Here is a 22,789-nt window from a genome sequence, read left to right as displayed (position 1 = left end):
CGCGGCCGTCGCCCGTTCCGGCTGAACCTGTATGTGGTCTGACAGCATATGCTGGCAATAGTCTTACAGAAGTAAACATCTATAAACATGACCAAACAGGAGGCTCCGTGAAACTGCTGGTCACCGGGGGCGCCGGCTACATCGGAAGCGCCGTCGCGGCGCAACTCGTCGAGGCGGGCCACCAGGTCACCGTGCTGGACGACCTCTCCACCGGCCACGCCGACGCGGTCCCGCCCGGCGCGCGCTTCGTCGAGGGCTCGATCACCGAGGCCGCCGCCCTGCTGGAGGGAACCGACGGCGTGCTGCACTTCGCGGCGAAGTCCCTGGTCGGCGAGTCCGTGCAGCAGCCGGGACTCTACTGGGCGCACAACCTGGGCGGCACCCTCGCCCTGCTGGAGGCCATGCGCGCCGCCGGCGTCGGCCGGATCGTGTTCTCCTCCACCGCCGCCACGTACGGCGAGCCGGAGCGCTCCCCGATCCTGGAGACCGACCCGACCCGCCCGACCAACCCCTACGGCGCCTCCAAGCTCGCGGTCGACACCGCGCTCACCGCCTTCGCCGGCCTGTACGGCCTGGCCGCGGTGAGCCTGCGCTACTTCAACGTGGGCGGCGCCCACACCGCCGCCGACGGCAGGGTCTACCGCGAGCGCCACGCCGTGGAGACCCATCTGATCCCCAACATCCTGGCCGTGGCGCTCGGGCGGCGCGAGTCGGTCAGCGTGTTCGGCACCGACTACCCGACCCCCGACGGGACCTGCGTGCGCGACTACATCCACGTGGCCGACCTGGCCCGGGCCCACCTGCTGGCACTGGGCGCCTGCGCCCCGGGAGAGCACAAGATCTACAACCTGGGCAGCGGGACCGGGTTCTCGGTCCAGGAGGTGCTGTCGGTCTGCCGCGAGGTCACCGGCCACGAGATCCCCGCGGCCGTCGCCGAGCGCCGCGCGGGAGACCCGGCGGTGCTGGTCGCCTCCTCCGAGAAGATCCAGCGCGAGCTCGGCTGGAAGCCCGAGCATCCGGCCGTCCGGGACATCGTCGCCGACGCCTGGGCCGCGCTGCCCCGCTGAACGCGGGTGCGCGCGGGCCCGCACCGGCGCCTCCCTCCACGGGGAAGGTCAGCGCACCGTCATCCGGGCCACGTTGTTGCGCGGGCGGCGGTCCCCGACGTCCCCGGAGTAGACGCTCGCCTCCGCGGTCACCGTACGGCCGCGCGCGCGGAAGGCGAAACTGAGCCTGACCTGCTCGCCGGAGCCGAGGGTGCGCAGCCTGCAGCCGACGTAGGCGGGGCGGGGCAGGCAGCGCGCACCGTGCGCCGACACCAGGCGCGCCCGCCCGACCCGGAAGAGGGCCAGCGCGTCGCGGACGGCCCGCGGGCCCCGGTTGCGGACCACCGCGCCCATCGTGACGGTACGGCCGGCCCGGGAGCGGTCCGTCAGCCGGATCGCCAGGTCGGCGCCCTCGTCCACCAGGGTCAGCAGGCGGACCGAGTCGTTGGCGGGCCGCCCGTCCACCACCTCGGAGAAGATGGTGGCGCTCGCCGGCAGCGGACCGCGTGCGCCGGGGCGGACCAGGCCGGTGATCCTCACCTCTCCGGTGCTGCCCGCCGGGATGTCGGCGCCGGCGGCGCAGACCACCTCGCGTGCGTTCCGGCCCGGCCGGCACTCGGCCACGTCGGCGTTGAGGATGTCCACCCCGGCCGGCACCCGGACGGTGAGCGTCGGCAGCACCGCGTCGCCCGGGCCCGCGTTGCGGACCCTCACCCGGTAGACCAGCGGCTGCCCCGGCTGCGCCCGCCCCGGTGAGACGTCCATCCGCACGGACAGGTCCGCCCCGCCCGGGTCCGGCTCACGGGCCTGCGCCCGGGCCGTCCCGGGCACCGCGACGAGAGCGAAACCGACCATCCCCGCGACGACCCGCGCCGCACCACGCCTCATGAACACCGATCCCCCGACCATCAGTGGTCAATTGAACGCGGAGATCACGCCCTCCCGGCCGACCGACACGCCACGTCCTGTTCTTCTGGTCGTCCCGTGACCACCGGGACCCCGGACGCGGGAGGGCCCCGGAGCCGCAGCGGACTCCGGGGCCCTCCCGCCCGGCCCTGTCGTGACAGCGCCGGGACAGTCCTGCACGCTCAGATCAGGCCGAGCTGGCGGACGGCGTCGCGCTCCTCCTCCAGCTCGCGCACCGAGGCGTCGATGCGCTCGCGGGAGAAGGCGTCGATCTCCAGGCCCTGGATGATCTCCCACTTGCCGCCGCGCGAGGCGACCGGGAAGGAGGAGATGAGGCCCTCGGGCACGCCGTACGAACCGTCGGAGGGGATCGCGGCCGAGGTCCACTCGGTGCCGTTGACCCAGTCGAAGACGTGGTCGATCGCGGCGTTGGCGGCGGAGGCGGCCGAGGACGCGCCCCGGGCCTCGATGATCGCGGCGCCGCGCTTGGCCACGGTCGGGATGAAGGTGTCGCGCAGCCAGGCCTCGTCCACCTGCTCGGCGGCGATCTTGCCGCCGACCTCGGTGTGGAACAGGTCGGGGTACTGCGTGGCGGAGTGGTTGCCCCAGATGGTCATCTTCTTGATCTCGGTGACCGGGACCTGGAGCTTGGCGGCGAGCTGGGAGAGCGCGCGGTTGTGGTCCAGGCGGGTCATCGCGGTGAAGCGCTCGGCCGGGACGTCCGGGGCGTGCTGCTGGGCGATGAGCGCGTTGGTGTTGGCCGGGTTGCCCACGACGAGCACGCGGATGTCGTCGGCCGCGTTGTCGTTGATGGCCTTGCCCTGCGGGCCGAAGATGCCGCCGTTGGCCTCCAGGAGGTCACCGCGCTCCATGCCCGCCTTGCGCGGCATGGCGCCGACCAGCAGCGCGACGCTGGCGCCGTCGAACGCCTTGTTCGGGTCGTCGGTGATCTCGATGCCGCTCAGCAGCGGGAACGCGCAGTCGTCGAGCTCCATCGCGGTGCCCTCGGCTGCCTTGACCGCCTGCGGGATCTCCAGCAGGCTCAGCTTGACCGGGACGTCGGCGCCCAGCAACTGGCCCGACGCGATGCGGAACAGCAGCGCGTAGCCGATCTGACCGGCGGCGCCGGTGACGGTGACCTTTACGGGAGTCTGGGCCATGACCTTCCCCCACTCGAAGGATGAATTCTGACGGTCGGATGTTACTCCCCGCTTCCCCCCGGTCCTGCGTCGAGTGCCCTGATCCGCCCTCCGGGCATGGCGAGCAGCGCCCCGAGGGCGAGGACGGCGCCGGTGACGGCGAGCCAGGGGATGACGGTGGCCGTCGCGGCGGCGTGCGCGGCCTCCGGCCCGTGCAGCGGCGCCCGGTCCTGGACGACCGAGGCGTAGAGGGTCCCGGCCAGGGCCAGGGCGACGGAGCCGCCGATCTGCCGGAAGAAGGTCAGGTTCGCGCTGGCCGTACCGATGAACCGGGGCGGGACCGAGTACTGGACCGCCACGGTGAGGCCGGAGAGCATGGGGCCCATGCCCAGGCCCAGCAGCGCCATCCACCCCGCGAGCGCCGGCCCGGAGGTGTCCGCCGTCAGCCCCGCGCAGAGCAGCGAGCCGACCGCGATCAGGAACGCCCCCGCCACCAGCCAGGGCTTGTAGCGCCGGGTCTTCGAGATGAGCGCCCCGGCGGCCATGCTGCCGGCGACCATCCCGAGCATGAGCGGGTAGATGCGCAGCCCGGAGTCGGTCGCGCTGAGCCCCATGGCCTCCTGGAAGTAGCGGGGCAGGAAGACGACCCCGGCGTAGAGGCAGAACGCGGTGAGGAACGAGGCCGTGTTGGCGAGGGCGTAGGTCCGGTTGCGGAACAGCTCCAGCGGGATGATCGGCTCCGCCGCGCGGCGCTCGACCAGGACGAACACCACCAGGCCGGCGGCGGCGCCCGCGATCGGCCACAGCACCGGGCCGCTGGTCCACGAATGGCCGTCCAGTCCCTTCTCGGTGAGCCCGACCAGCAGCGCGCTGATCGCCCCGGTGAACACGGCGATGCCCAGGTAGTCGGGGCGGGCGCCGCGTCCCTGCCCGGGAGCGTACGGCAGCCGCGCCACGACGACCGCGACGACGACCAGGCCGACGGGCAGGTTGACCAGGAAGGCCCAGCGCCAGCTCGCGGTGTCGGTGAACACCCCGCCGAGGAACGGCCCGGCGATGTAGCTCAGCGCCATCACGGCGCCGAGCGCGCCCTGCACCCGGCCGCTCCGGTTCGGCGGGAACAGGTCGATGACCAGAGCCAGCGAGAGCGGGAGCAGGGCACCGGCCCCCAGCCCCTGCAGGCCGCGGAAGGCGATGAGCTGGGTCATGTCCTGGGCGGCTCCGCACAGCACGGAGCCGGCCAGGAACAGCGCGATGCCGATGAGGAGCAGCGGCTTGCGGCCGTAGGTGTCGGAGAGGCGGCCGTACAGCGGGACGGTGATCGTCGAGGTCAGCAGATAGGCGGTGACGACCCACGTGTAGAGGTCGGCGCCGCCGAGCTCCTGGACGATCTGCGGCAGGGCGGTGCCGACGATCGTCTGGTCGAGCATCGCCAGGAACATCCCGCCGAGCACGGCGAGCAGGAGCAACCCGTTCTTCGGTCGGGTCTCCACGGGAGGATTCAATACGTCGGTAGGCACATGTGGATATTGACCTGTCGAATTTTACATGTCAAACGATAACTATGATGAGGGCATGTCCCTTCGCATGGCGCTCCTCGGGCTGCTGACCGTCTCCGGCCCGTCGAGCGGCTACGACCTCACGAAGCTCTTCGAGAGATCCGTCAACCACGTCTGGCAGGCCCGGCACAGCCAGATCTACCCGGAGCTCAACAAGATGGCCGCCGGAGGCCTGGTGGTGATCGAGGAGGAGGGCCCGCGCGGCCGGAAGACCTACGCCGTCACCGAGGAGGGCTCCCGACTGCTGCGCGAGTGGCTGCTGTCGGCGGGGCCGTCCCGGTCGATCCGCGACGAACTGGCGCTGCGCGCCTTCCTGCTGCCCACGCTGGAGCCGGAGGAGGCGGTGATCGCGCTCCGGGACGCGGCGCGGATCTGCGAGGCCAAGCTCGCCGAGCTGGAGGAGATCTGGAGGACCAAGACACAGGCGGGCAAGGGGAACTTCGGCAGGTACGCCCTGGATCTGGGCATGCGCCAGACCCGGATGTTCCGCGACTGGGCCCGGGAGACCGCCGAGGAGATCGAGCGGTCTATCCGCAGCTAGCCATGGCCGGGAGGGCGTTCTCGCGGCTGGCGAAGTCGACGTTGGAGAAGTGCTTGTCGAGCAGGTCGCCGATCACGCCCCGCTGGTAGAGGTCCGCGATCGCGGCCTGGACCGCCTTGCAGCCGCGCTCGTCGCCCTTCTTCAACGCCACCGCGTAGCGCTCGTCGGTGAGCTTCAGGCCGACCACCTTGTAGCGGATGGGCTCGCGGTGGGCGAACCCGGCCAGCAGCAGGTCGTCGCCGGGCACCGCGTCGACCTCCCCCGCCATCAGCATGTTCATGCACTCGGTGTAGGTCTGCACGGGGACGAGCGTGAGATCGTTCACCGCCTCCTGCACCCTGGTGACCGAGGCGCTGCCGGCCGGCTGGCACAGCCGCATGCCCTCCAGACCGGCCGCGGTCCTGATCGCGGAGCCGTCCTTGACGAGCACGTCGACGTGGGCGAGGTAGTACGGCCCGGCGAAGGTGACGTCGTCCTCGTCGTTGATCGAGTAGGTCGAGACGACCAGATCGAGGTCGCCGTCGGCCAGCAGCCTGGGCCGCTCGTCCCGGCTGGTGGCCCGGATGGTGACGCCGCTCTCGGGCACCCCCAGCGCCTTGGCGATCTCCGTGACGAGATCCACCTCGAACCCGCTCCACCTGCCGTTGCTCTTCAGCGCGATGCCCGGCAGGAAGTCGCGCATCCCGACGGTGAGTTTCTTCGTCGCGGCGGCCCTGTCCACCACGGAGGTGAGCACCGCCGGGGTGGACCCGCCGGTCGGTCCGGGGGTGGTCTCGGCGCCGGAGAGGAACGGCGGCCGCCAGCCGGTGGCGTAGACGGCCGTGGCGCTCCCCGTCAGGAGGGCCGCGGCCACGGCCGCGGCGATCCAGCGGCCCCGGCGCGCACGCCTCGGCGGCCCGGAGGGGGCCTCGGACAGGGCCGGCCGGGTCTCCTGCCAGCTCGGCGGCCCGACCTCCGTGGAGGGCCCGCCGTAGGCCGGGAGCTCCCGCGGGGTGGGGTAGGCGGTGGGCCGATCGTGCGGGAGCGGCGTGGAACGCTCCTGCGGGGGCTCGTTCCACGCGGGCCCCAGAGGCCCGTCCTGGCGGGTGGGGTACTGCGCCTGCGCACCCGTGGAGCCCCCGGCGAGATGACCGGTGGAGGGGGTGGAGACACCCGTGTGCGGGTCACGGGGGCCGGGGAGGGGCAGGGACGTGCCGGTGTGCGAGGGGAACCGCATGACGCTGGTCGCCTCGCCCGGTTCCGGGCTGGCGACCTGGGCTCCCTGGGTCAGCACCGCGGGCGAGGCCCCCGCGGTCTCGGGGTGGCCGAGCAGCCGGAGCAGGATCTGGTCGGCGGAGGGCCGCGCGGCGGGGGACTTGGCCAGCGCCGAGCGGACCACGCTCCGCAGCGGATCCGGCATGGAGCTGACGTCCACCTCGTGGTTGAGGATGCGGTTGAGCACCACCGCGATCGAGTCGCCGGCGAAGGACATCTCCCCGGTCGCGGCGAACGCGATGGTCGCTCCCCAGGCGAACACGTCGGTGTAGGGGCCGACGTCGTCACCGGCGATCTGCTCCGGGGCCATGTAGGCGGGAGTGCCGATGGCCCGGCTGGTGATCGTGCCGGTGGAGTCGAGGATGCGCGCGATGCCGAAGTCGACCACCCGGGGCCCGTCGGCGGCCATGAGGACGTTGTCCGGCTTGAAGTCGCGGTGCACGATCGAGGCGTGGTGGATCGCGGTGAGCGCGGTGGCCGTGCCGACCGCCAGCCGCTGCAGCGCGCCGCCCCGCAGCGGGCCGCCGGTGTCGACGAGCTCCCGCAGCGACCTGCCCTCGATGTACTCGCTGGCGATGTAGGGGGTGTCGCCCTCGAGGTCGGCGGCGACGACGCCCGCCGTACAGAACGAGGCGACCCGCTGGGCCGCGCGAGCCTCACGGGCGAAACGGGACCTGGCGGTCGCGTCACCGGAGAACTTCACGTGCAGGAGCTTGATCGCCACCCGCTCCCCGGCGTCGTTCATGCCGAGGTAGACGATCCCCTGCCCGCCCTCGCCGATCCGCCCGACGACGCGGAACGGCCCCAGCTGGCGCGGCTCCCCCGCTCCCAGTGGCTCGATCTGCGGCATCTTCGTCCCCACGTGCTCGTCAATCCCCGACAAGCCAAACTTTACGGCCCGCCGGTCCCCGATCCCTACGTGTTACCTCGACGTGACCCTGTTGCCCCCTCGCCGTCCCCTCGCCGCCCCCTCGCCGCTCGGCGAGCGCGAGAGTCGCATCCGACACACCAATGCCATCCAATTGCTGACAATCACCCCCATTTGGCGCTGCAAGTGCTTGGATCGCTACCGTTGAGTCCCCCAACCAAGCGGAGCAAGGCCCCCATGTGGCGATATGTCGGTTTTCGCGAGTTCGTCCAGCGCGATCAGCGTTCCCTCGTGGGCACCGCCCTGCTCCTGACCGGCAGCCACGAGCAGGCCATCCGCCTCGTGCTGCAGGCCGTCCGCACCGTCGGCCTGGCCTGGCCGCCCGCAGCCTGGGAGAGCCCCGGCGAGCACGCCCGCGTCGCGCTCTACCGCGCCTTCCTGCGCAGGCCCACCGCCGCCGGAGCCACCGCCCTGGTACGGCTCCCGCCCCGCCGCCGCCTCCTCGTCGTCGCCTGCCTCCACAACGGCAGGGCCCCCGCCGAGCTGGCCGACATCCTCGGCCTCACGGTGGAGACCGTGGAGGCGGAGATCGCCGAGGCGGTGGACGCGCTCACCAAGGGCGACCGGAAGCGGCTGACCAACAGGTTCGCCGCCCAGGCGGGCGAGGCCTCCGTACCGGACCTCTCCGCCCGGTCCGTCACGGCGCTGCGCCGCCGCGCCAGGCGGAAGGTCCTGCTGACGGCGATCGCCCTCGTCCTGGTGGCCGGCTCCATCGTCGCGCTGACCCCGCAGGGCCAGGTGTGGACCTCCGCGCTGGCCGCCGGGGAGAGAGCTCCCCAGGCCCCGGCGACGCCGGGGACCGCCGCGCCCTCCCCCGCAACCGCCACTGCCTCCCCCGGGCCGTGGAAGATACCCCCCACACCCTTCGTGATCCGTTACGCGGTCCCCGGCGAGTGCCCTGACGGCACTCCCGAGATGCCCTGGACCGGCAAGATCCTCTGCTCGGGCTGGACACTGGCGCTGATGTCCGATCACAACCCCGCGCAGTATCCCGACCTTCCCAAGGTGAACTGCGAGCCCGGCCCCTGCGAGACCACGGTGGCCGTCCCCGACGCCGTCCAGAACCTGGGGCACGAGATCGACGGCTACCGGGAGCTCAGCCCGGTCGTCAGCCGTGACGGCCGGCGCATCGCCTACCTCAGCGCGGCCGAGCGCAGGTACGTCGCCCACGACCTGCCGACCGGGACGAAGCGGTACCTGTCCCCCGTGATCACACCCGCCGACATCGAGCACGGCCCGTCCGTCCGCGTCTCCGCGGACGGGCGCCGCTTCACCGTGGATCTGGCCGCCGGGCGGCTGCGGACCGACTTCGCCACGGGGAAGACCGCTCCGCCGTCCCCCGGAGAGACGACGCCCGTCGAGAAGGCCGGACGCTGGCTCGACGGGAAGTACTCCGTCTGGGAGGGCTCTCCCACCGGCAGGTACGCCGCGGCCACCGTATCGGGAGAGGCCCGCAACGACGTCCTTCACATCGTGGACGCCTCCGCGCGGCGGGTCGTCAAGCGCGTGCCCCTGCCCCCGCTGGGAGAACCCGTCTCGGGTGATGTCGTCGGCTGGCTGAACACCCGGGCGGTCGTCGTCGAGCTGACCGGCCGGGCCAGCCGGGACATCCTGGGCTTCTACCGGGTCGACGCGATCACCGGCCGGACCAGCCGCCTGCCCGGCGTCCCCGCCGAGGACCGGGTCGTCATCGGCGCGGCCCCGACCCCGTGACGGCCGGGGCGACGGCCGTGGCCCTTGGAAGGAGCGGCCGGGAAAAGCAGAGGGCCGCCCCGTGGGACGGCCCCGCGCTATGACCGTGGTCAGGCCATCTTCTTCTTGAGGTTCTCGTCCAGGGCCGCCAGGAAGTCCTGGGTGGTCAGCCACTTGGCGTCGCCGCCGACGAGCAGGGCGAGGTCCTTGGTCATCTGGCCGCCCTCGACGGTCTCGACGCAGACCTGCTCCAGCTTCTCGGCGAAGTCGATCACCGCGGGGGTGCTGTCGAGCTTGCCGCGGTGGGCCAGGCCCCGGGTCCACGCGAAGATCGAGGCGATCGGGTTGGTGGAGGTGGGGTTGCCCTTCTGGTGCTCACGGTAGTGACGGGTCACGGTGCCGTGGGCGGCCTCGGCCTCGACGGTGCGGCCGTCGGGGGTCATGAGGACCGAGGTCATCAGGCCGAGCGAGCCGAAGCCCTGCGCGACGGTGTCGGACTGCACGTCGCCGTCGTAGTTCTTGCAGGCCCAGACGTAGCCGCCCTCCCACTTGAGCGCCGCGGCGACCATGTCGTCGATCAGGCGGTGCTCGTAGGAGATGCCGGCGGCCTCGAACTCCTTCTTGAACTCGGTCTCGTACACCTCGGCGAAGATGTCCTTGAAGCGGCCGTCGTAGGCCTTCAGGATCGTGTTCTTCGTCGACAGGTAGACCGGGTAGTTGCGGGCCAGGCCGTACCGCATGGAGGCGCGGGCGAAGTCGCGGATGGACTCGTCCAGGTTGTACATCGCCATGGCGACGCCGGAGCCCGGGAAGTCGTACACGTCGAGCTCGATCGGCTCGGAGCCGTCCTTCGGGGTGAAGGTGAGGGTCAGCGTGCCCTCGCCCGGGACCTTCAGGTCGGTGGCGCGGTACTGGTCGCCGAAGGCGTGACGGCCGACGACGATCGGCTTGGTCCAGCCGGGGACGAGCCGCGGCACGTTGGACATGATGATCGGCTCGCGGAAGATGACGCCGCCGAGGATGTTACGGATGGTCCCGTTCGGGGACTTCCACATCTTCTTGAGGCCGAACTCCTCGACGCGCGCCTCGTCCGGGGTGATCGTGGCGCACTTGACGCCGACGCCGTACTGCTTGATCGCGTTGGCGGCGTCGATCGTCACCTGGTCGTCGGTGGCGTCGCGGTGCTCGATCCCGAGGTCGTAGTACTTCAGGTCGACGTCGAGGTAGGGAAGGATCAGCTGGTCCTTGATGAACTGCCAGATGATCCGGGTCATCTCGTCGCCGTCAAGCTCGACGACGGGACCCTCTACCTTGATCTTGGGCATGCGTGTGGTTCCCCTTCTGAACTAACAACTGGCCAGACAGTCCTTTTGAGGCTCACTGGCCGTCGAGGCTATCGGACGGGCGTCCGCACCCTGCGGGCCACCCGGTCATCCGACTTATAACGGCATGAGCGACGGGTACTCCAGCACGAGGGAGCCACCCATCAGCGCGATGCCGAGGACCGCGAGAGTGACGACGTCGGTCGCCTTCTTCCGTACGGCCAGCCGCCCACCCCCGGCCAGCCGCAGCACGGCGCCCAGCGCGATGACCGCGCCGAGCGCGAACCCGCCCCACTCGGGATCGACCAGGGCGGCATAGGTCACGGCGAGGACCGCACCCGCCAGCACCAGCGGGTACGGTCCCCAACGATCGTCGATTGCGCTCATGTTCACCGTTCGTCGATCGGCTTCCACTTCTGGTCGCGCTCACCGATGTATTCGCTGTCCGGGCGGATCAGCCGGTTGTCGGCGTGCTGCTCGATGACGTGTGCGGTCCATCCTGACATGCGGCTGACCGAGAACACCGGAGTGAACAGGTCGGTCGGGATGCCGAGGTAGTGGTAGACCGTCGCGGCGTAGAAGTCCACGTTGGGGTAGAGGCCCTTCGTCTCGAAGACGACCTCCTCCATCTCCTTGGACATCCGGTAGTAGGTGTCGTCGCCGGAGGCCTCGGCCAGTTCCTGCGACATCCGGCGCAGGTGCGTGGCGCGCGGGTCCTCGGTCTTGTAGACCCGGTGCCCGAATCCCATGATCTTCTCGCCGGCGGCGAGCCTGTCGCGGACGGCCTGGGCCACGCCCTGCGGGTCGAGCGACTCCAGGGTGCGCATGACCTGCTCGTTGGCGCCGCCGTGCAGCGGGCCCTTGAGGGTGCCGATCGCGGCGACGATGGCCGAGTGCATGTCCGACAGGGTCGCGGCGCACACGCGCGCGGCGAACGTCGAGGCGTTCATCGTGTGGTCGGCGTGCAGGACCAGGCAGGCGTCGAAGATCTCCACCGCGCGGGAGTCCGCGGCGCGGCCGGTGATCTGCAGCAGGAAGTTGGCCGCGATGCTCAGTCCCGGATCGGGGTCGGGGATCGCGGCGCCGGTCCGGGCCGCGTGGTAGCGGGCCACGAGGATGGGCTGCTGCGCGGTCAGCCTCGCGGCCTTGTGCAGGTTGGCCTCGGGGCTGTTGGAGCCCTTGTCCGGATCGTCGGCGCCGGCCAGGGAGACCAGCGTGCGCAGCGCCTCCATGGGCTCCTGCTTTTCTGCGATCTCGGGGATGTTGGCCTCGACGAGGGCACCGAGGGTGCGCCCGCGGACCAGCTCCGCCCCGTAGGCGGCCAGCTTCTCCCGGTTCGGGAGCCCGCCGCACTGCAGCAGGTGAGCGGTCTCTTCGAAGGTGGTGCGGCCGGCCAGATCGTGGATGTCGTAGCCACGATAGAAGAGGCGACCTGCCTTGCCGTCGATGTCACTGAGCGCTGTGGACGCGGCTACGACATCGGCGAGGCCTTTGGTGGGCTTGTCCGCCATGAGTGTTTCCTCCGCTTATCTTCGCTCGAAGTCTACCCGTGAGCAGGGGAAACCCTGGAGAGAGGTCCAGACCAATTTCACGAATGATTCTGCTTCTGGCAAAGGCGATTCCCCATCCCCTCGTTTGGGTAAGCCGGAGCTGTAGTAACAGTTACGGCGGGCTACCTGGGGAGGAACTGCCGTGGAGGGGCCGTTCATACGCATCGAGGACACCGGCGAGGTGGTCCCGTTGCGCCCCGAGATCACGACCATCGGGCGCGGCCGGGGGGTTGACATCCGGCTCACCGATCCGAGTGTCTCCCGGCTGCATGCGGAATTCGTCCGGCGCGGACCCTACCTGTACGTCGTTGACCTGGGCTTGTCCCGCAACGGCACACGGGTGAACGGCAGGCCGATCGCCCGGAGGGTGCTCGACGACGGCGACGTCGTCTCCTTCGGCGCCGCACGAGGCAGGATCGGCGGCGTCCCCCGCGAGGACTTCGCCCCCGAGGTCGAGCTCCGCCGCGCCGCGGCCCCCGAGCTGACCAGGCGGGAGGTCGACGTGCTGACCTCGCTGTGCCGGCCGGCGCTGTCGGACGAGGCGTTCGTCGCCCCGGCCACCGCGCGGGAGATCGCCGACGACCTGGTGGTGACGGAGGCGGCCGTCAAGCAGCACCTGCTCCGCCTCTACCAGAAGTTCCGGATCCCGGAGGGCACCAACCGGCGCACCAGGCTGGCCAACGAGGTCGTCGCCCTGGGACTGGTCAGGCCCACTCCGGTGGTGCCGTCGCAGCGCGCGACCGGCACCCCGGAGTCCCAGCCGGCGACGACCACCACCGCGGGCCGCCGGGCGTCCTGACTCACGCCTTCTCGGCGGCCTCGACGACGTTGGCGAGCAGCAGGGCCCGGGTCATCGGGCCCACCCCGCCGGGGTTGGGCGCGACGAAGCCGGCGACCTCCCGGACATCCGGGGCGACGTCGCCGGCGATCTTCCCGTCGACCCGGGAGACGCCGACGTCGAGCACGGCCGCGCCGGGCTTCACCATGTCGGCGGTGATCAGGTGCGGCACGCCCGCGGCGGCGACGACGATGTCGGCGCGGCGGGTGTGGGCCGCCAGGTCCTGGGTGCCGGTGTGGCAGAGCGTCACGGTGGCGTTCTCGGTGCGGCGGGTGAGCAGCAGGCCGAGCGAGCGGCCCACGGTGATGCCTCGGCCGACCACGGCGACCTCGGCGCCCTTGATCGGCACGCCGTACTCCTGCAGGAGCAGGACGATCCCGTGCGGGGTGCAGGGCAGCGGCGCGTCGACCATGTGGACCAGCCGCCCCAGGTTGATCGGGTGCAGGCCGTCGGCGTCCTTGGCCGGGTCGACGCGCTCCAGGATCGCCTGGGTGTCGAAGTGCCGGGGCAGCGGGAGCTGAACGATGTAGCCGGTGCACTCGGGGGAGGCGTTGAGCTCGTCGATGACCTCTTCGAGCTCGGCCTGAGTGGCGTTGGCGGGCAGGTCCCTGCGGATGGAGGCGATGCCGACCTCGGCGCAGTCGCGGTGCTTGCCCGCGACGTAGATCTGGCTGCCCGGGTCGTCGCCCACGAGGACCGTGCCGAGTCCGGGGGTGATCCCCCGCTCCTTCAGCGCGGTCACCCGCGCCGCGAGGTCTGCCTTGATCTTTGCTGCGGTGGCCTTGCCGTCCAGAATCTGCGCGCTCATGAACCCAACTTTCTCATGAGATCATCCGCGCCCGGCCGCCCGCCACCTCCCTGAGACCGCGGGCGGCCGTCCGCACCGGGTCAGCCGCGCTCGGCCTCCCGCTGCTCGATGATCCTGCGGGTGAAGGGGATGATCTCTACGGCCTTCACGCCCATGTACGCAGAGCCGAGCGCGAGCACCACCAGGGTGATCGGGCTCTGCCAGAACCCGCCGATCATCACGAGGACGGGCAGGATGAAGTCAAGCATGGGCATGTGAGGTCTCCAGCGGGCCATGGGAAAGAATGCTCCAGGCTAACCACAGGACAAAGCCTCGTAAGCCGGAACAACCTGCTCATTTCGCCACTCTCTTGTCACCCGCATCAGAGCGACCCGGTGGGAGAGCGACACCAGCAGTATCGGCGGACCGGCCGCCCACCGTAGGGGTTCCGGAAAATCGGACGGGAGAAATCGAGGCCCGCCTGCGGACAGGCTGCCGGAGAGCGTGCCCCGCGGGCGGCCGCCGGACGGCGGACGGAGGGCGGACGGAGGGCGGACGGACGCCCGGAAGACGCACGGGCACCGGGACCGGGGAGACGCACGGGCGCCGGGAAGACGTACGGCGCCGCCTCACGACCGGAGGCGGCGCCGTACGGGAGCGGGTGTCTCCTAGTGGAAGAAGTGCCGGGTCCCGGTGAAGTAGAGGGTGATCCCGGCGGCCTCGGCCGCGGCGATCACCTCGTCGTCCCGGATCGAGCCGCCGGGCTCCACGATCGCCTGCACCCCCGCCTCAGCGAGGATCTTGAGACCGTCGGCGAACGGGAAGAACGCGTCGGAGGCCGCCACCGACCCCGCCGCGCGCTCACCCGCGCGGGAGACCGCGAGCTGGGCCGAGTCGACCCGGTTGACCTGGCCCATGCCGACGCCCACGCTCGCCCCGCCGGAGGCGAGCAGGATCGCGTTGGACTTCACCGAGCGGCAGGCCTTCCAGGCGAAGGCCAGGTCGGCGAGGACCTCGGCGGAGGCCGCAGGGCCCGCCTTGAGTTCCCAGCTCTCGGAGGCGTCGCCGGGGGCGTCCACCCGGTCGGCCGTCTGCACCAGCAGGCCGCCGTCGATCCGCCGGAACTCGGCCGGGTTGGCCGGGCCCTGCGGACAGGACAGCAGCCGGATGTTCTTCTTCTCGGTCAGTACGGCCAGTGCCTCACCTGTGAAGCCGGTGGCCACCACGACCTCGGTGAACACCTCGGCGATCTGCCGGGCCAGCTCCCCGGTGACCTCGCCGTTCACCGCGATGACCCCGCCGTAGGCGGAGACCGGGTCGCAGGCGTGGGCCTTGCGGTGCGCCTCGGCCACGTCGGCGCCGACCGCGATGCCGCACGGGTTCTGGTGCTTGATGATCGCGACGGCGGGCTCGGCGAAGTCCCACGCGGCCCGCCAGGCGGCGTCGGCGTCGAGGTAGTTGTTGTAGGACATCTCCTTGCCGTGCAGCTGCTCGGCCCCGGCCAGCCCGCCGGTGCCCGCGCTGTAGAGGGCGGCGCGCTGGTGCGGGTTCTCGCCGTAGCGCAGCGGCGTCGACAGCTTCCAGGAGGCGCCCATGTAGGCGGGCCAGGCGTCCTCCTCGGCCGCGTACACGTTGGCGAACCAGGAGGCCACGGCGGTGTCGTAGGCGGCGGTGTGGGCGTAGGCGGCGGCGGCCAGGCGGCGGCGCTCGGTGAGGGTGAAGCCGCCCTCGGCGACCGCGGCGAGCACGTCCCCGTAGGCCGCCGGGTCGACGACGATCGCGGCGGTGCCGTGGTTCTTGGCCGCGGCGCGGATCATCGCCGGGCCGCCGATGTCGATCTGCTCCACGCACTCGGCGTCGGACGCGCCGGAGGCGACGGTCTCCTGGAACGGGTAGAGGTTGACCACGACCAGCTCGAACGGGTCGATCTCCAGCTCCTCGAGCTGCGCCACGTGGTCCGGGTTGCCGCTGTCGGCCAGCAGGCCGGCGTGCACGCGCGGGTGCAGGGTCTTCACCCGGCCGTCGAGGCACTCGGGGAAACCCGTCAGCGCCTCGACCGGAGTCACCGGGACGCCGAAAGACGCGATCTTCGCGGCGGTGCCGCCGGTGGAGACGATCTCCACACCCGCGGCGTCGAGCCCGCGTGCCAGCTCCTCCAGCCCGCTCTTGTCGTACACCGCGATCAACGCGCGCCGGATGGCGATGCGGGTCACTTCCTGCTCCTCCTGTTTGCTTCCGGTTGTCCGGGGCGCCCGGCTCGTCCGCCGGGTCGTTCCAGTTGTTCAGACCGCTCGGGGCCGTGCGGCGTCCGGCCGGCCGGGGTCCCGGGGACGCCCGATGCGGACGGTCCTGCCGGTCACCGTCCAGCCCTCGCGGGCCATCCGCCCGACGGTCTCGACGAGCAGCCCCCGCTCGACGGCCTTGATGCGCTCGTGCAGGGTGTGCTCGTCGTCGCCGTCGTAGACGCGGACGGCCTCCTGGGCGACGATCGGCCCGGTGTCCACCCCGGCGTCGGCGAGCATCACGGTGCAGCCGGTGACCCGCACGCCGTGGGCGAGGGCGTCGCGGACCCCGTGCGCCCCGGGAAAGGACGGCAGCAGCGCGGGGTGGGTGTTGAGCACGGGGAAGGCGGTCAGCGTCGGCGCGCCGAGGATCTTCATGAACCCGGCGCAGACGACCAGGTCCGGCCGGTACTCGGCGATCCTGGCCGCGAGCGCCAGGTCCCACGCCTCGCGGGCCGGGTGGTCGGGGATCCGCTCGACGAAGGTCGGCACCCCGGCGCGCTCCGCGCGGTCCAGCCCCTCGATGCCGTCACGGTCGGCGCCCACCGCCACGATCCGGGCGCCGTACCCCTCGTCTGCCACCGCGTCGAGAAGGGCCTGTAGGTTTGTTCCAGAGCCGGAAACGAGAACCACAAGCCGAGCGGCCTGGGATGACACCGACGCACTCTCCATTCCGACGGGTACTCACGCCGCTGCAAGGGTATCGGCCTGTCGGCTCACGTGATGCAAGGAGGTCCTGCAGGTGACGACACCCGTCCAGCTACGACCCGCGGAGAAGGCGGGACGACGGGCGCTCTGGCTGGCGTTCGCGGCGATCGTGCTGACGTTCATGCTCCCGCTGGCGGGGCTGTTCGTGGCGGTCTTCGCACTCGTCGTCTCGATCCGTGCGATCCCCGCGCTCAGGTCGGCGGCCAAGCCCGTGGGCGCGGCCGTCGCGGGCATCGTCATCTCCTCGGTGGCGCTCCTGATCTCACTCGCGGTGCTCGCGCTCCAGCTCTACCTCAGCGAGGAGCTCGCCGCCTACGCCGAATGCAAGATCGGCGCCGGCACCGTCGCCGCGCAGAACGAGTGCGTGGACCGGCTGGAGCGGGCCATGGAGGAGCGGTTCCCCGTCGTCGGGCCCGGCCAGCTGCAGTTCCCGTTCCCTCCCTGACCTGACCTGCCCGGGTCCCCTCGGCACCGGCCCCTCCCGCAGGGGGGCGCCGGGCCGCGCGCGGCCTCCCCCGCCGCGGTTCAGGGGCGCGGGCCCTCACGCCCGCCGGTCACGAGGTCGGGCACCGCCTCCATGATCCGCTGCCGCATCGGGCGCCTGGACAGGGCGGCGAGCACCTCGTCGACGAGCCGGCTCAGCGGGAACGACAGCTCCGCCTCCAGCCCGGCGGCCGCGGCGGCGGTGGCCGCCCACTCCGCCTCCAGCACCGGCACGAGCGCCTCGGCCTCCGGCGTGAGGCGGACGATCCGCTGACGCGCGTCCTCGCCCGGCGCGACGGCGACGAGTCCCGACCTGGCCATCTGGGCCACCGTCTGGCTCGCCGCGGAGTGGGTCACCCCGATCACGCGCGCCAGGTCGCGGATGGAGCTCGGCCCCGAGGCGGCCAGGGCCCGCACGACCGGCGTGAACCTCGGGCGGAACCCCTCCAGACCGAGATCGGCGTAGACGGCCGCGACGTCGCCGTCCAGCAGTTCCAGCAGGTGACGCAGGCGCGTTCCGAGCAGTCCGGGTCCGGACGCGAAGGGCTCCATTCCCATAACATAACAGCGCTGTTGCATATCGCGATATAACAGTACTGTTGTATATCTGCGGAAGGAGCCCTGCATGGCGGACCGTTATCCCCCGATCGAGCCGTACGACCACGGGATGCTCGACGCCGGCGACGGCAACCTCGTCTACTGGGAGGTCTGCGGCAACCCGGACGGCAAGCCCGCCCTCGTCGTCCACGGCGGGCCGGGCGGCGGATGCTCGCCCGGCCACCGGCAGTACTTCGACCCGGACCGCTACCGGGTCGTCCTGTTCGACCAGCGCAACTGCGGGCGCAGCACGCCGCACGCGAGCGACCCCGCAGCGGACATGAGCCTCAACACCACCGAGCACCTGCTCTCCGACATGGAGCTGCTCCGCGAACACCTGGGCGTCGACCGCTGGCTGCTGTTCGGCGGCTCGTGGGGGTCCACGCTGATCCTCGCCTACGCCGAGCGCCACCCGGAGCGGGTGTCGGAGATCGTCATCCCCAGCGTCACCATGACCCGGCGATCGGAGATCGACTGGCTCTACCGCGGCGTCGGCCGGTTCTTCCCCGAGGAGTGGGAGCGCTTCCGGGACGGCGTGCCCGAGGCCGACCGCGACGGCGACCTGCTGGCGGCCTACTCCCGGCTCATGGAGGATCCCGACCCGCGGGTGCGGGCCAGGGCCGCGGCCGACTGGTGCGCGTGGGAGGACGCGGTGATCTCCCTCGAACCGAACGGCGTGCCGAACGCCTACAGCGACAGCCCGCCGGACGACCTCCTGGCGCTCGTCCGGATCTGCGCGCACTACTTCTCGCACGGCGCGTGGCTGGAGGAGGGCGCCCTGCTCCGCGACGCGGGACGGCTGGCCGGCATCCCGGCCGTCCTCATCCACGGCCGCCTCGACCTGAGCGGTCCGGCCGGCACCGCCTGGGAACTGGCCCGCGCCTGGCCCGACGCGAAGCTGGTCATCGTCGACGACTCGGGGCACACCGGCAGCGACGCGATGCGCTCGGAGATCCTCGGAGCGCTCGACCGGTTCGCCCGCCGGTGAGCGGCCCCGCCCCCGTCTCAGAACACGCCGGCCGTACGGCGGGGCGGCCGGGTCAGTCGCGGTCCCACGCGTAGGGATCCAGGTAGATAACATGACCGCCCTTGTCATCGGTCTCGTCGACGATGTCGCGCCGGGGCGGGCGGGGCGGCTCGCGGCGCCGGAGCTTCGCCGGGTTCTCCGTCACGGCCGAGGCGTGCTCGTCCTCCCAGTCGTCCCGGATGACCGGGATCGGCTGGGTGTCGCACTCGGTGGCGTCCAGCCAGTGGCCGGGGAGCGCGCGGGGCCGGTCCTGCTCGGCGAGGCCGGCCCTGCCCGCCACCGATCCGGCGGCCCTGGCCAGCTTCGCTCCCGCCTTGCGGACGGGGGCCGTGGCCGTGCCGACCTTGGCCGCGGCCCTCGTGACGGCGGTGTTCTGGCCCCGGAAGATCAGCCACCAGTTGGCCAGTCCGGCCGAGATCCCCGCGGCGACGCCCGTCTCCAGCGTCACCGAGAGCATGACCTCCCATGCCGCCGGACCCATCACGGCGAGCCTGGCCCCGCCGAGCGAGCCCCCGGACAGCGCGGCCAGCAGACCGGCCACGCAGCCGGTCGCGGCGCCGCAGACGAACCCCCACAGCGGCGCGCCCTCGTAGGAGGGCGAGGGGGCGACCCTGACGAGCAGCACGCCCCCCACGGCCCCGGCCATGAACGGCACCGCGATCACCGCCATGATCCAGGGCGGGGTCGGCCCGGCCTCCGGCAGCGCGCCCAGGAGAGGCAGGCTGGGCACGGTGCCCAGCTGGACGCCTGTCGGGGCGATCAGCGTGCCGGTGCCGACGGCGAACCCCGGTCCCGCGATGTAGGACATCCCCCAGACGAACGCGTTGAGCAGGTAGAGCCCCTGGCCCAGCAGGAGCAGCAGGCCGCCGACGAAACCCGGGGACAGGACCTCGGTCAGCTCCCGGATCTGCCCGAAGCTCACCGCGAGCGCGCCGAGCACCAGGACCGCCCCGCCCGCCAGCATGATCCCCACCGCGGCGGCCGTACCGACCACGACCGACCGCACCCGCTCGGGCAGCAGGCGCAGCATCGACCGCCACGGCCCGATCGCGCGTACGGTGGCCAGCGACCCGGCGAGGAAGGCCAGCGACAGGTGGCTGACCAGCACGTCGCCGATGAACGGCTGGGTGATCTCGTTGCGGGCGACGAGCGCGATCCCCCCGGCCAGCAGCGCGTACGGCGCCGCCAGCGAGACCCCCGCCTGCCCGATCAGGACCAGCTGGGCCCGGCGGCGGGCGTTGGCTTCGTCCTTGGGGCTGTTCTTGGGCAGCCGGGCGGGCAGCCGCAGCCGCAGGTCCGCGTCGCGGGCCATCCAGATCCCGGCGCGGTAGAGCAGGAAGGCCGGCAGGACCATGAGCCCGAGGGGGATCAGCCCGATGGAGCCGCCGGGGATCGCGAACCCGGCGTGGTGCGCCGCCAGCCAGAGCTGCGCAGCGGTGCGGAACACCCCGGGCAGGCCGGGGCCGAGCGCGTCCCGGGGGGCGGCGATCCAGCCGACCAGGGTGAGCGTGGTGAGCACCGCCAGGCCGACGCCGAGGGTCCAGACCGCGGCGAGCATCCCGGAGACGGGGAGCGGGCGACGGATGTCGTCGTCCTCACCCGCGACGCCGGGCAGGGGGATGCGGCTGAGGACGCTGCGCGGAGCTGTCCGGAGCTGGTCGAGAAGGGCCGTCACAATACCTGATGGTCTCAGGATCATGGCTGTGGACGGGCCTTCATCGGCCCGCGTGTCGCGCCCCGGCGGCGGAAGGCGGCCGGCGGGCGGGCCCGGGGACGCGGGAGACGAGGGCCGGCACGGCAGAGGCGCCCGGCACGATGCCGGGCGCCCCTGTCACTGCCCCTGCCACGATCGCTGTCACGGTCGTCGTCGCGGCCGCCGATCCGCTAGCGGGACTTCATGACCTCGCGCATGAGGCGGGCGGTCTCGCTGGGGGTCTTGCCGACCCGCACGCCGACCTTCTCCAGCGCCTCCTTCTTGGCCTGCGCGGTCCCGGCCGACCCCGACACGATCGCACCCGCGTGCCCCATGGTCTTGCCCTCCGGCGCGGTGAACCCCGCCACGTAGGCCACCACGGGCTTGGTCACGTGACGCTCGATGTAGGCCGCGGCCCGCTCCTCGGCGTCCCCGCCGATCTCACCGATCATCACGATCGCGTCGGTGTCCGGATCGGCCTGGAAAGCCTCGAGCGCGTCGATGTGCGTGGTCCCGATCACCGGGTCGCCGCCGATGCCCACCGCGGTGGAGAACCCGAAGTCGCGCAGCTCGTACATCAGCTGGTAGGTCAGCGTGCCCGACTTCGACACCAGACCGATCCGGCCGGCGGTGGTGATGTCGGCCGGGATGATGCCGGCGTTGGAGGCACCCGGCGAGGCGATGCCCGGGCAGTTGGGCCCGATGATGCGGGTCTTGTTGCCCTTGGCGGTGGCGTAGGCCCAGAACTCGGTGGTGTCGTGCACCGGCACGCCTTCGGTGATCACCACGCACAGGCCGATCCCGGCGTCGACGGCCTCCTTGACCGCGTCCTTGGTGAAGGCCGGCGGCACGAACACCACCGACACGTCGGCGCCGGTCTCACGCATGGCCTCGGCCACGGTGCCGAAGACCGGCAGGCCCTCGTGGACGGTGCCGGCCTTGCGGGCGTTGACGCCACCGACGACCTTGGCGCCGGAGGCCAGCATGCGGCGGGTGTGCTTGGTGCCCTCCCCACCGGTCATGCCCTGAACAATGATCTTGCTGTTCTCGGTCAGCCAGATAGCCATTACGCACCCACCGCAGCCAGCTCGGCGGCGCGCTTGGCCGCCTCGTCCATCGTGTCGACCAGCTCGACGCCGGGAAGCTTGGCGTCGGCCAGGATCTGCCGCCCGAGCAGGGCGTTGTTGCCGTCCAGCCGGACCACCAGGGGACGGGTGATCGCCTCGCCGCGGCTCTCCAGCAGCTGGAAGGCCGAGACGATGCCGTTGGCGACCGCGTCGCAGGCGGTGATGCCGCCGAAGACGTTGACGAAGATCGACTTCACTGCGGGGTCGGAGATGATGATCTCCAGACCGGCCGCCATGACTTCGGCCGAGGCGCCGCCGCCGATGTCGAGGAAGTTGGCGGGCTTGGGCTGGCCGGGGAAGGCCTCGCCCGCGTAGGCGACGACGTCGAGGGTGGACATGACCAGGCCCGCGCCGTTGCCGATGATGCCGACGTTCCCGTCGAGCTTGACGTAGTTGAGGTCCTTGGCCTTGGCCGCGGCCTCCAGCGGGTCCTCGGCGGCCTTGTCCGCGTAGGCCTCGTGCTCGGGCTGGCGGAAAGAGGCGTTGTCGTCGAGGGTGACCTTGCCGTCGAGGGCCTTCACCTGGCCGTCGGCGGACAGGATCATCGGGTTGACCTCGACCAGGGAGGCGTCCTCGTCGACGAAGGCGGCCCAGAGCTTCTCGATGAGCTCGGCGGCGCCGTCCAGCGCCCGCTCCGGCAGGCCGCCGGCCGCGGCGATCTCACGGGCCTTGGCGCGGTCGACGCCGGTGAGCGGCGAGACCGGGACCTTCGCGACCTTCTCCGGGGTGCTGTGCGCGACCTCTTCGATGTCCATGCCGCCCGCGGCGGAGCAGATCGCGAGGAAGGTACGGTTCGCACGGTCGAGCAGGAAGGAGAAGTAGTACTCCTCCGCGATCGCGCTGGCCTCCTCGATCAGGACCTTGTGGACCGTGTGGCCCTTGATGTCCATGCCAAGGATGTCGGTGGCCTTGCGCTCGGCGTCGGCGGCGTCGTCGGCGACCTTCACGCCGCCCGCCTTGCCGCGGCCACCGGTCTTGACCTGGGCCTTGACGACGACACGGCCGGTCAGCTCCTCGGCTGCCGCCCGTGCCTCCTCCACGGTGTGCGCGACGATGCCGCGCGGCACCGGGATGCCGTACTCCGCGAAGAGCTCCTTCGCCTGATGTTCGAACAGGTCCACGAGGGTCCGTCCTTGCTTGTCCGGCTGGTGTACAGATGTCGGCGGGCCTGCTCCACGATCTCGGCGGGAGCCAGGCGATTTTTGCGCCAATGAAGCCTAGCCGCCCGAAGGACCGGAGGGAGTCACCGGGGCCAGGTCACGCGGGCCGGTCGTGTTTTCCCGGCGCGTCCTTCTCCCCTCAGGCCTCCC

21 protein-coding genes are annotated in these 22,789 nt (G+C 71.7%); 6 read left to right on the top strand and 15 right to left on the bottom strand.

What is annotated here, in order from left to right; all coding sequences use genetic code 11:
- The first annotated feature begins 107 nt into the window (after positions 1-107).
- Positions 108-1,067, top strand: a complete 960-nt coding sequence (gene galE / locus HS041_RS09120) for a UDP-glucose 4-epimerase GalE (protein WP_196440035.1) — start codon at positions 108-110, stop codon at positions 1,065-1,067.
- Positions 1,068-1,115: 48 nt separating this feature from the next.
- Here galE and HS041_RS09115 read toward each other — a convergent pair whose 3' ends face one another.
- The 3 genes from HS041_RS09115 to HS041_RS09105 all read right to left on the bottom strand — a co-directional run bounded on the left by HS041_RS09115 (position 1,116) and on the right by HS041_RS09105 (position 4,584).
- Complete coding sequence (locus tag HS041_RS09115) at positions 1,116-1,934, bottom strand: COG1361 family protein (RefSeq protein ID WP_196440034.1); 819 nt, start codon at positions 1,932-1,934, stop codon at positions 1,116-1,118.
- A gap of 200 nt (positions 1,935-2,134) precedes the next feature.
- Positions 2,135-3,112 (bottom strand): malate dehydrogenase, encoded by a 978-nt coding sequence (locus HS041_RS09110; RefSeq protein ID WP_196440033.1) that lies wholly within the window; start codon positions 3,110-3,112, stop codon positions 2,135-2,137.
- Positions 3,113-3,153: 41 nt separating this feature from the next.
- A complete protein-coding gene (locus HS041_RS09105) occupies positions 3,154-4,584 on the bottom strand; it encodes an MDR family MFS transporter (protein ID WP_307845209.1) in 1,431 nt (476 codons plus the stop codon).
- Between the two features lie 82 nt (positions 4,585-4,666).
- On the opposite strand from HS041_RS09105, the gene HS041_RS09100 reads away from it, so the two are divergent.
- A complete protein-coding gene (locus tag HS041_RS09100) occupies positions 4,667-5,191 on the top strand; it encodes a PadR family transcriptional regulator (protein WP_196440032.1) in 525 nt (174 codons plus the stop codon).
- Here HS041_RS09100 and HS041_RS09095 read toward each other — a convergent pair.
- Positions 5,178-7,307 carry a bifunctional serine/threonine-protein kinase/glutamate ABC transporter substrate-binding protein gene (locus HS041_RS09095; RefSeq protein WP_196440031.1) on the bottom strand — a complete coding sequence of 710 codons (2,130 nt, stop codon included), beginning with the start codon at positions 7,305-7,307 and terminating at the stop codon, positions 5,178-5,180. The two genes, HS041_RS09100 and HS041_RS09095, sit on opposite strands and share 14 nt — an antisense overlap.
- Before the next feature lie 243 nt (positions 7,308-7,550).
- Between HS041_RS09095 and HS041_RS09090 the strand changes: the two genes are divergently transcribed.
- On the top strand, positions 7,551-9,086 hold the full coding sequence (locus HS041_RS09090) for an RNA polymerase sigma factor (RefSeq protein ID WP_196440030.1): 1,536 nt from the start codon (positions 7,551-7,553) through the stop codon (positions 9,084-9,086).
- Positions 9,087-9,175: 89 nt separating this feature from the next.
- Here the strand turns inward: HS041_RS09090 and HS041_RS09085 are convergent, their stop codons facing one another.
- The 3 genes from HS041_RS09085 to HS041_RS09075 all read right to left on the bottom strand — a co-directional run bounded on the left by HS041_RS09085 (position 9,176) and on the right by HS041_RS09075 (position 11,898).
- Entirely contained in the window at positions 9,176-10,390 is a 1,215-nt protein-coding gene (locus tag HS041_RS09085) for an NADP-dependent isocitrate dehydrogenase (RefSeq protein ID WP_196440029.1), read from the bottom strand.
- 114 nt (positions 10,391-10,504) lie between these two features.
- A complete protein-coding gene (locus HS041_RS09080; RefSeq protein WP_196440028.1) occupies positions 10,505-10,774 on the bottom strand; it encodes a DUF3017 domain-containing protein in 270 nt (89 codons plus the stop codon).
- A gap of 2 nt (positions 10,775-10,776) precedes the next feature.
- Positions 10,777-11,898, bottom strand: coding sequence for a citrate/2-methylcitrate synthase (locus tag HS041_RS09075; protein ID WP_196440027.1), 1,122 nt, complete (start codon positions 11,896-11,898; stop codon positions 10,777-10,779).
- Positions 11,899-12,079: 181 nt separating this feature from the next.
- On the opposite strand from HS041_RS09075, the gene HS041_RS09070 reads away from it, so the two are divergent.
- Positions 12,080-12,736 (top strand): FHA domain-containing protein, encoded by a 657-nt coding sequence (locus tag HS041_RS09070; RefSeq protein WP_196440026.1) that lies wholly within the window; start codon positions 12,080-12,082, stop codon positions 12,734-12,736.
- A gap of 1 nt (position 12,737) precedes the next feature.
- Here HS041_RS09070 and HS041_RS09065 read toward each other — a convergent pair whose 3' ends face one another.
- The 4 genes from HS041_RS09065 to purN form a co-directional block, all read right to left on the bottom strand.
- Entirely contained in the window at positions 12,738-13,583 is an 846-nt protein-coding gene (locus tag HS041_RS09065; protein ID WP_196440025.1) for a bifunctional methylenetetrahydrofolate dehydrogenase/methenyltetrahydrofolate cyclohydrolase, read from the bottom strand.
- Positions 13,584-13,663: 80 nt separating this feature from the next.
- Complete coding sequence (locus tag HS041_RS09060) at positions 13,664-13,837, bottom strand: hypothetical protein (protein ID WP_196440024.1); 174 nt, start codon at positions 13,835-13,837, stop codon at positions 13,664-13,666.
- Between the two features lie 393 nt (positions 13,838-14,230).
- Entirely contained in the window at positions 14,231-15,775 is a 1,545-nt protein-coding gene (gene purH, locus HS041_RS09055; RefSeq protein WP_196440023.1) for a bifunctional phosphoribosylaminoimidazolecarboxamide formyltransferase/IMP cyclohydrolase, read from the bottom strand.
- A 69-nt stretch (positions 15,776-15,844) separates the two neighbouring features.
- Positions 15,845-16,516, bottom strand: a complete 672-nt coding sequence (purN, locus tag HS041_RS09050; RefSeq protein ID WP_196440022.1) for a phosphoribosylglycinamide formyltransferase — start codon at positions 16,514-16,516, stop codon at positions 15,845-15,847.
- Between the two features lie 70 nt (positions 16,517-16,586).
- Here purN and HS041_RS09045 point away from each other — a divergent pair, with 70 nt between their 5' ends.
- Positions 16,587-16,997: a hypothetical protein gene (locus HS041_RS09045; RefSeq protein ID WP_196440021.1), complete on the top strand. Its 411-nt coding sequence runs from the start codon at positions 16,587-16,589 to the stop codon at positions 16,995-16,997.
- Positions 16,998-17,077: 80 nt separating this feature from the next.
- Here HS041_RS09045 and HS041_RS09040 read toward each other — a convergent pair whose 3' ends face one another.
- Positions 17,078-17,587: a MarR family winged helix-turn-helix transcriptional regulator gene (locus HS041_RS09040; RefSeq protein WP_196440020.1), complete on the bottom strand. Its 510-nt coding sequence runs from the start codon at positions 17,585-17,587 to the stop codon at positions 17,078-17,080.
- A gap of 73 nt (positions 17,588-17,660) precedes the next feature.
- Here HS041_RS09040 and pip point away from each other — a divergent pair, with 73 nt between their 5' ends.
- Complete coding sequence (gene pip, locus HS041_RS09035; RefSeq protein WP_196440019.1) at positions 17,661-18,620, top strand: prolyl aminopeptidase; 960 nt, start codon at positions 17,661-17,663, stop codon at positions 18,618-18,620.
- Positions 18,621-18,672: 52 nt separating this feature from the next.
- Here the strand turns inward: pip and HS041_RS09030 are convergent, their stop codons facing one another.
- The 3 genes from HS041_RS09030 to sucC form a co-directional block, all read right to left on the bottom strand.
- Positions 18,673-20,334 carry a cell division protein PerM gene (locus HS041_RS09030; RefSeq protein WP_196440018.1) on the bottom strand — a complete coding sequence of 554 codons (1,662 nt, stop codon included), beginning with the start codon at positions 20,332-20,334 and terminating at the stop codon, positions 18,673-18,675.
- A 209-nt stretch (positions 20,335-20,543) separates the two neighbouring features.
- On the bottom strand, positions 20,544-21,419 hold the full coding sequence (gene sucD, locus HS041_RS09025; RefSeq protein WP_196440017.1) for a succinate--CoA ligase subunit alpha: 876 nt from the start codon (positions 21,417-21,419) through the stop codon (positions 20,544-20,546).
- Positions 21,419-22,600, bottom strand: a complete 1,182-nt coding sequence (gene sucC, locus HS041_RS09020) for an ADP-forming succinate--CoA ligase subunit beta (protein ID WP_196440016.1) — start codon at positions 22,598-22,600, stop codon at positions 21,419-21,421. The genes sucD and sucC overlap by 1 nt, the downstream gene beginning before the upstream one ends.
- Positions 22,601-22,789 lie beyond the last annotated feature (189 nt).

The organism is Planomonospora sp. ID67723 (assembly GCF_015711605.1).
Classification (GTDB): Bacteria; Actinomycetota; Actinomycetes; order Streptosporangiales; family Streptosporangiaceae; genus Planomonospora_A.
This window is presented reverse-complemented; position numbering and strand designations above follow the sequence as displayed.

Excerpts from the sequence above, each read along its gene's own strand:
- HS041_RS09115 (WP_196440034.1), bottom strand. The coding sequence starts at position 1,934 with ATGAGGCGTGGTGCGGCGCGGGTCGTCGCGGGGATGGTCGGTTTCGCT.
- HS041_RS09110 (WP_196440033.1), bottom strand. The coding sequence starts at position 3,112 with ATGGCCCAGACTCCCGTAAAGGTCACCGTCACCGGCGCCGCCGGTCAG.
- HS041_RS09100 (WP_196440032.1), top strand. The coding sequence starts at position 4,667 with ATGTCCCTTCGCATGGCGCTCCTCGGGCTGCTGACCGTCTCCGGCCCG.
- HS041_RS09090 (WP_196440030.1), top strand. The coding sequence starts at position 7,551 with ATGTGGCGATATGTCGGTTTTCGCGAGTTCGTCCAGCGCGATCAGCGT.
- HS041_RS09085 (WP_196440029.1), bottom strand. The coding sequence starts at position 10,390 with ATGCCCAAGATCAAGGTAGAGGGTCCCGTCGTCGAGCTTGACGGCGAC.
- HS041_RS09080 (WP_196440028.1), bottom strand. The coding sequence starts at position 10,774 with ATGAGCGCAATCGACGATCGTTGGGGACCGTACCCGCTGGTGCTGGCG.
- HS041_RS09075 (WP_196440027.1), bottom strand. The coding sequence starts at position 11,898 with ATGGCGGACAAGCCCACCAAAGGCCTCGCCGATGTCGTAGCCGCGTCC.
- HS041_RS09065 (WP_196440025.1), bottom strand. The coding sequence starts at position 13,583 with ATGAGCGCGCAGATTCTGGACGGCAAGGCCACCGCAGCAAAGATCAAG.
- HS041_RS09060 (WP_196440024.1), bottom strand. The coding sequence starts at position 13,837 with ATGCCCATGCTTGACTTCATCCTGCCCGTCCTCGTGATGATCGGCGGG.
- purN (WP_196440022.1), bottom strand. The coding sequence starts at position 16,516 with ATGGAGAGTGCGTCGGTGTCATCCCAGGCCGCTCGGCTTGTGGTTCTC.
- HS041_RS09040 (WP_196440020.1), bottom strand. The coding sequence starts at position 17,587 with ATGGAGCCCTTCGCGTCCGGACCCGGACTGCTCGGAACGCGCCTGCGT.
- pip (WP_196440019.1), top strand. The coding sequence starts at position 17,661 with ATGGCGGACCGTTATCCCCCGATCGAGCCGTACGACCACGGGATGCTC.
- sucD (WP_196440017.1), bottom strand. The coding sequence starts at position 21,419 with ATGGCTATCTGGCTGACCGAGAACAGCAAGATCATTGTTCAGGGCATG.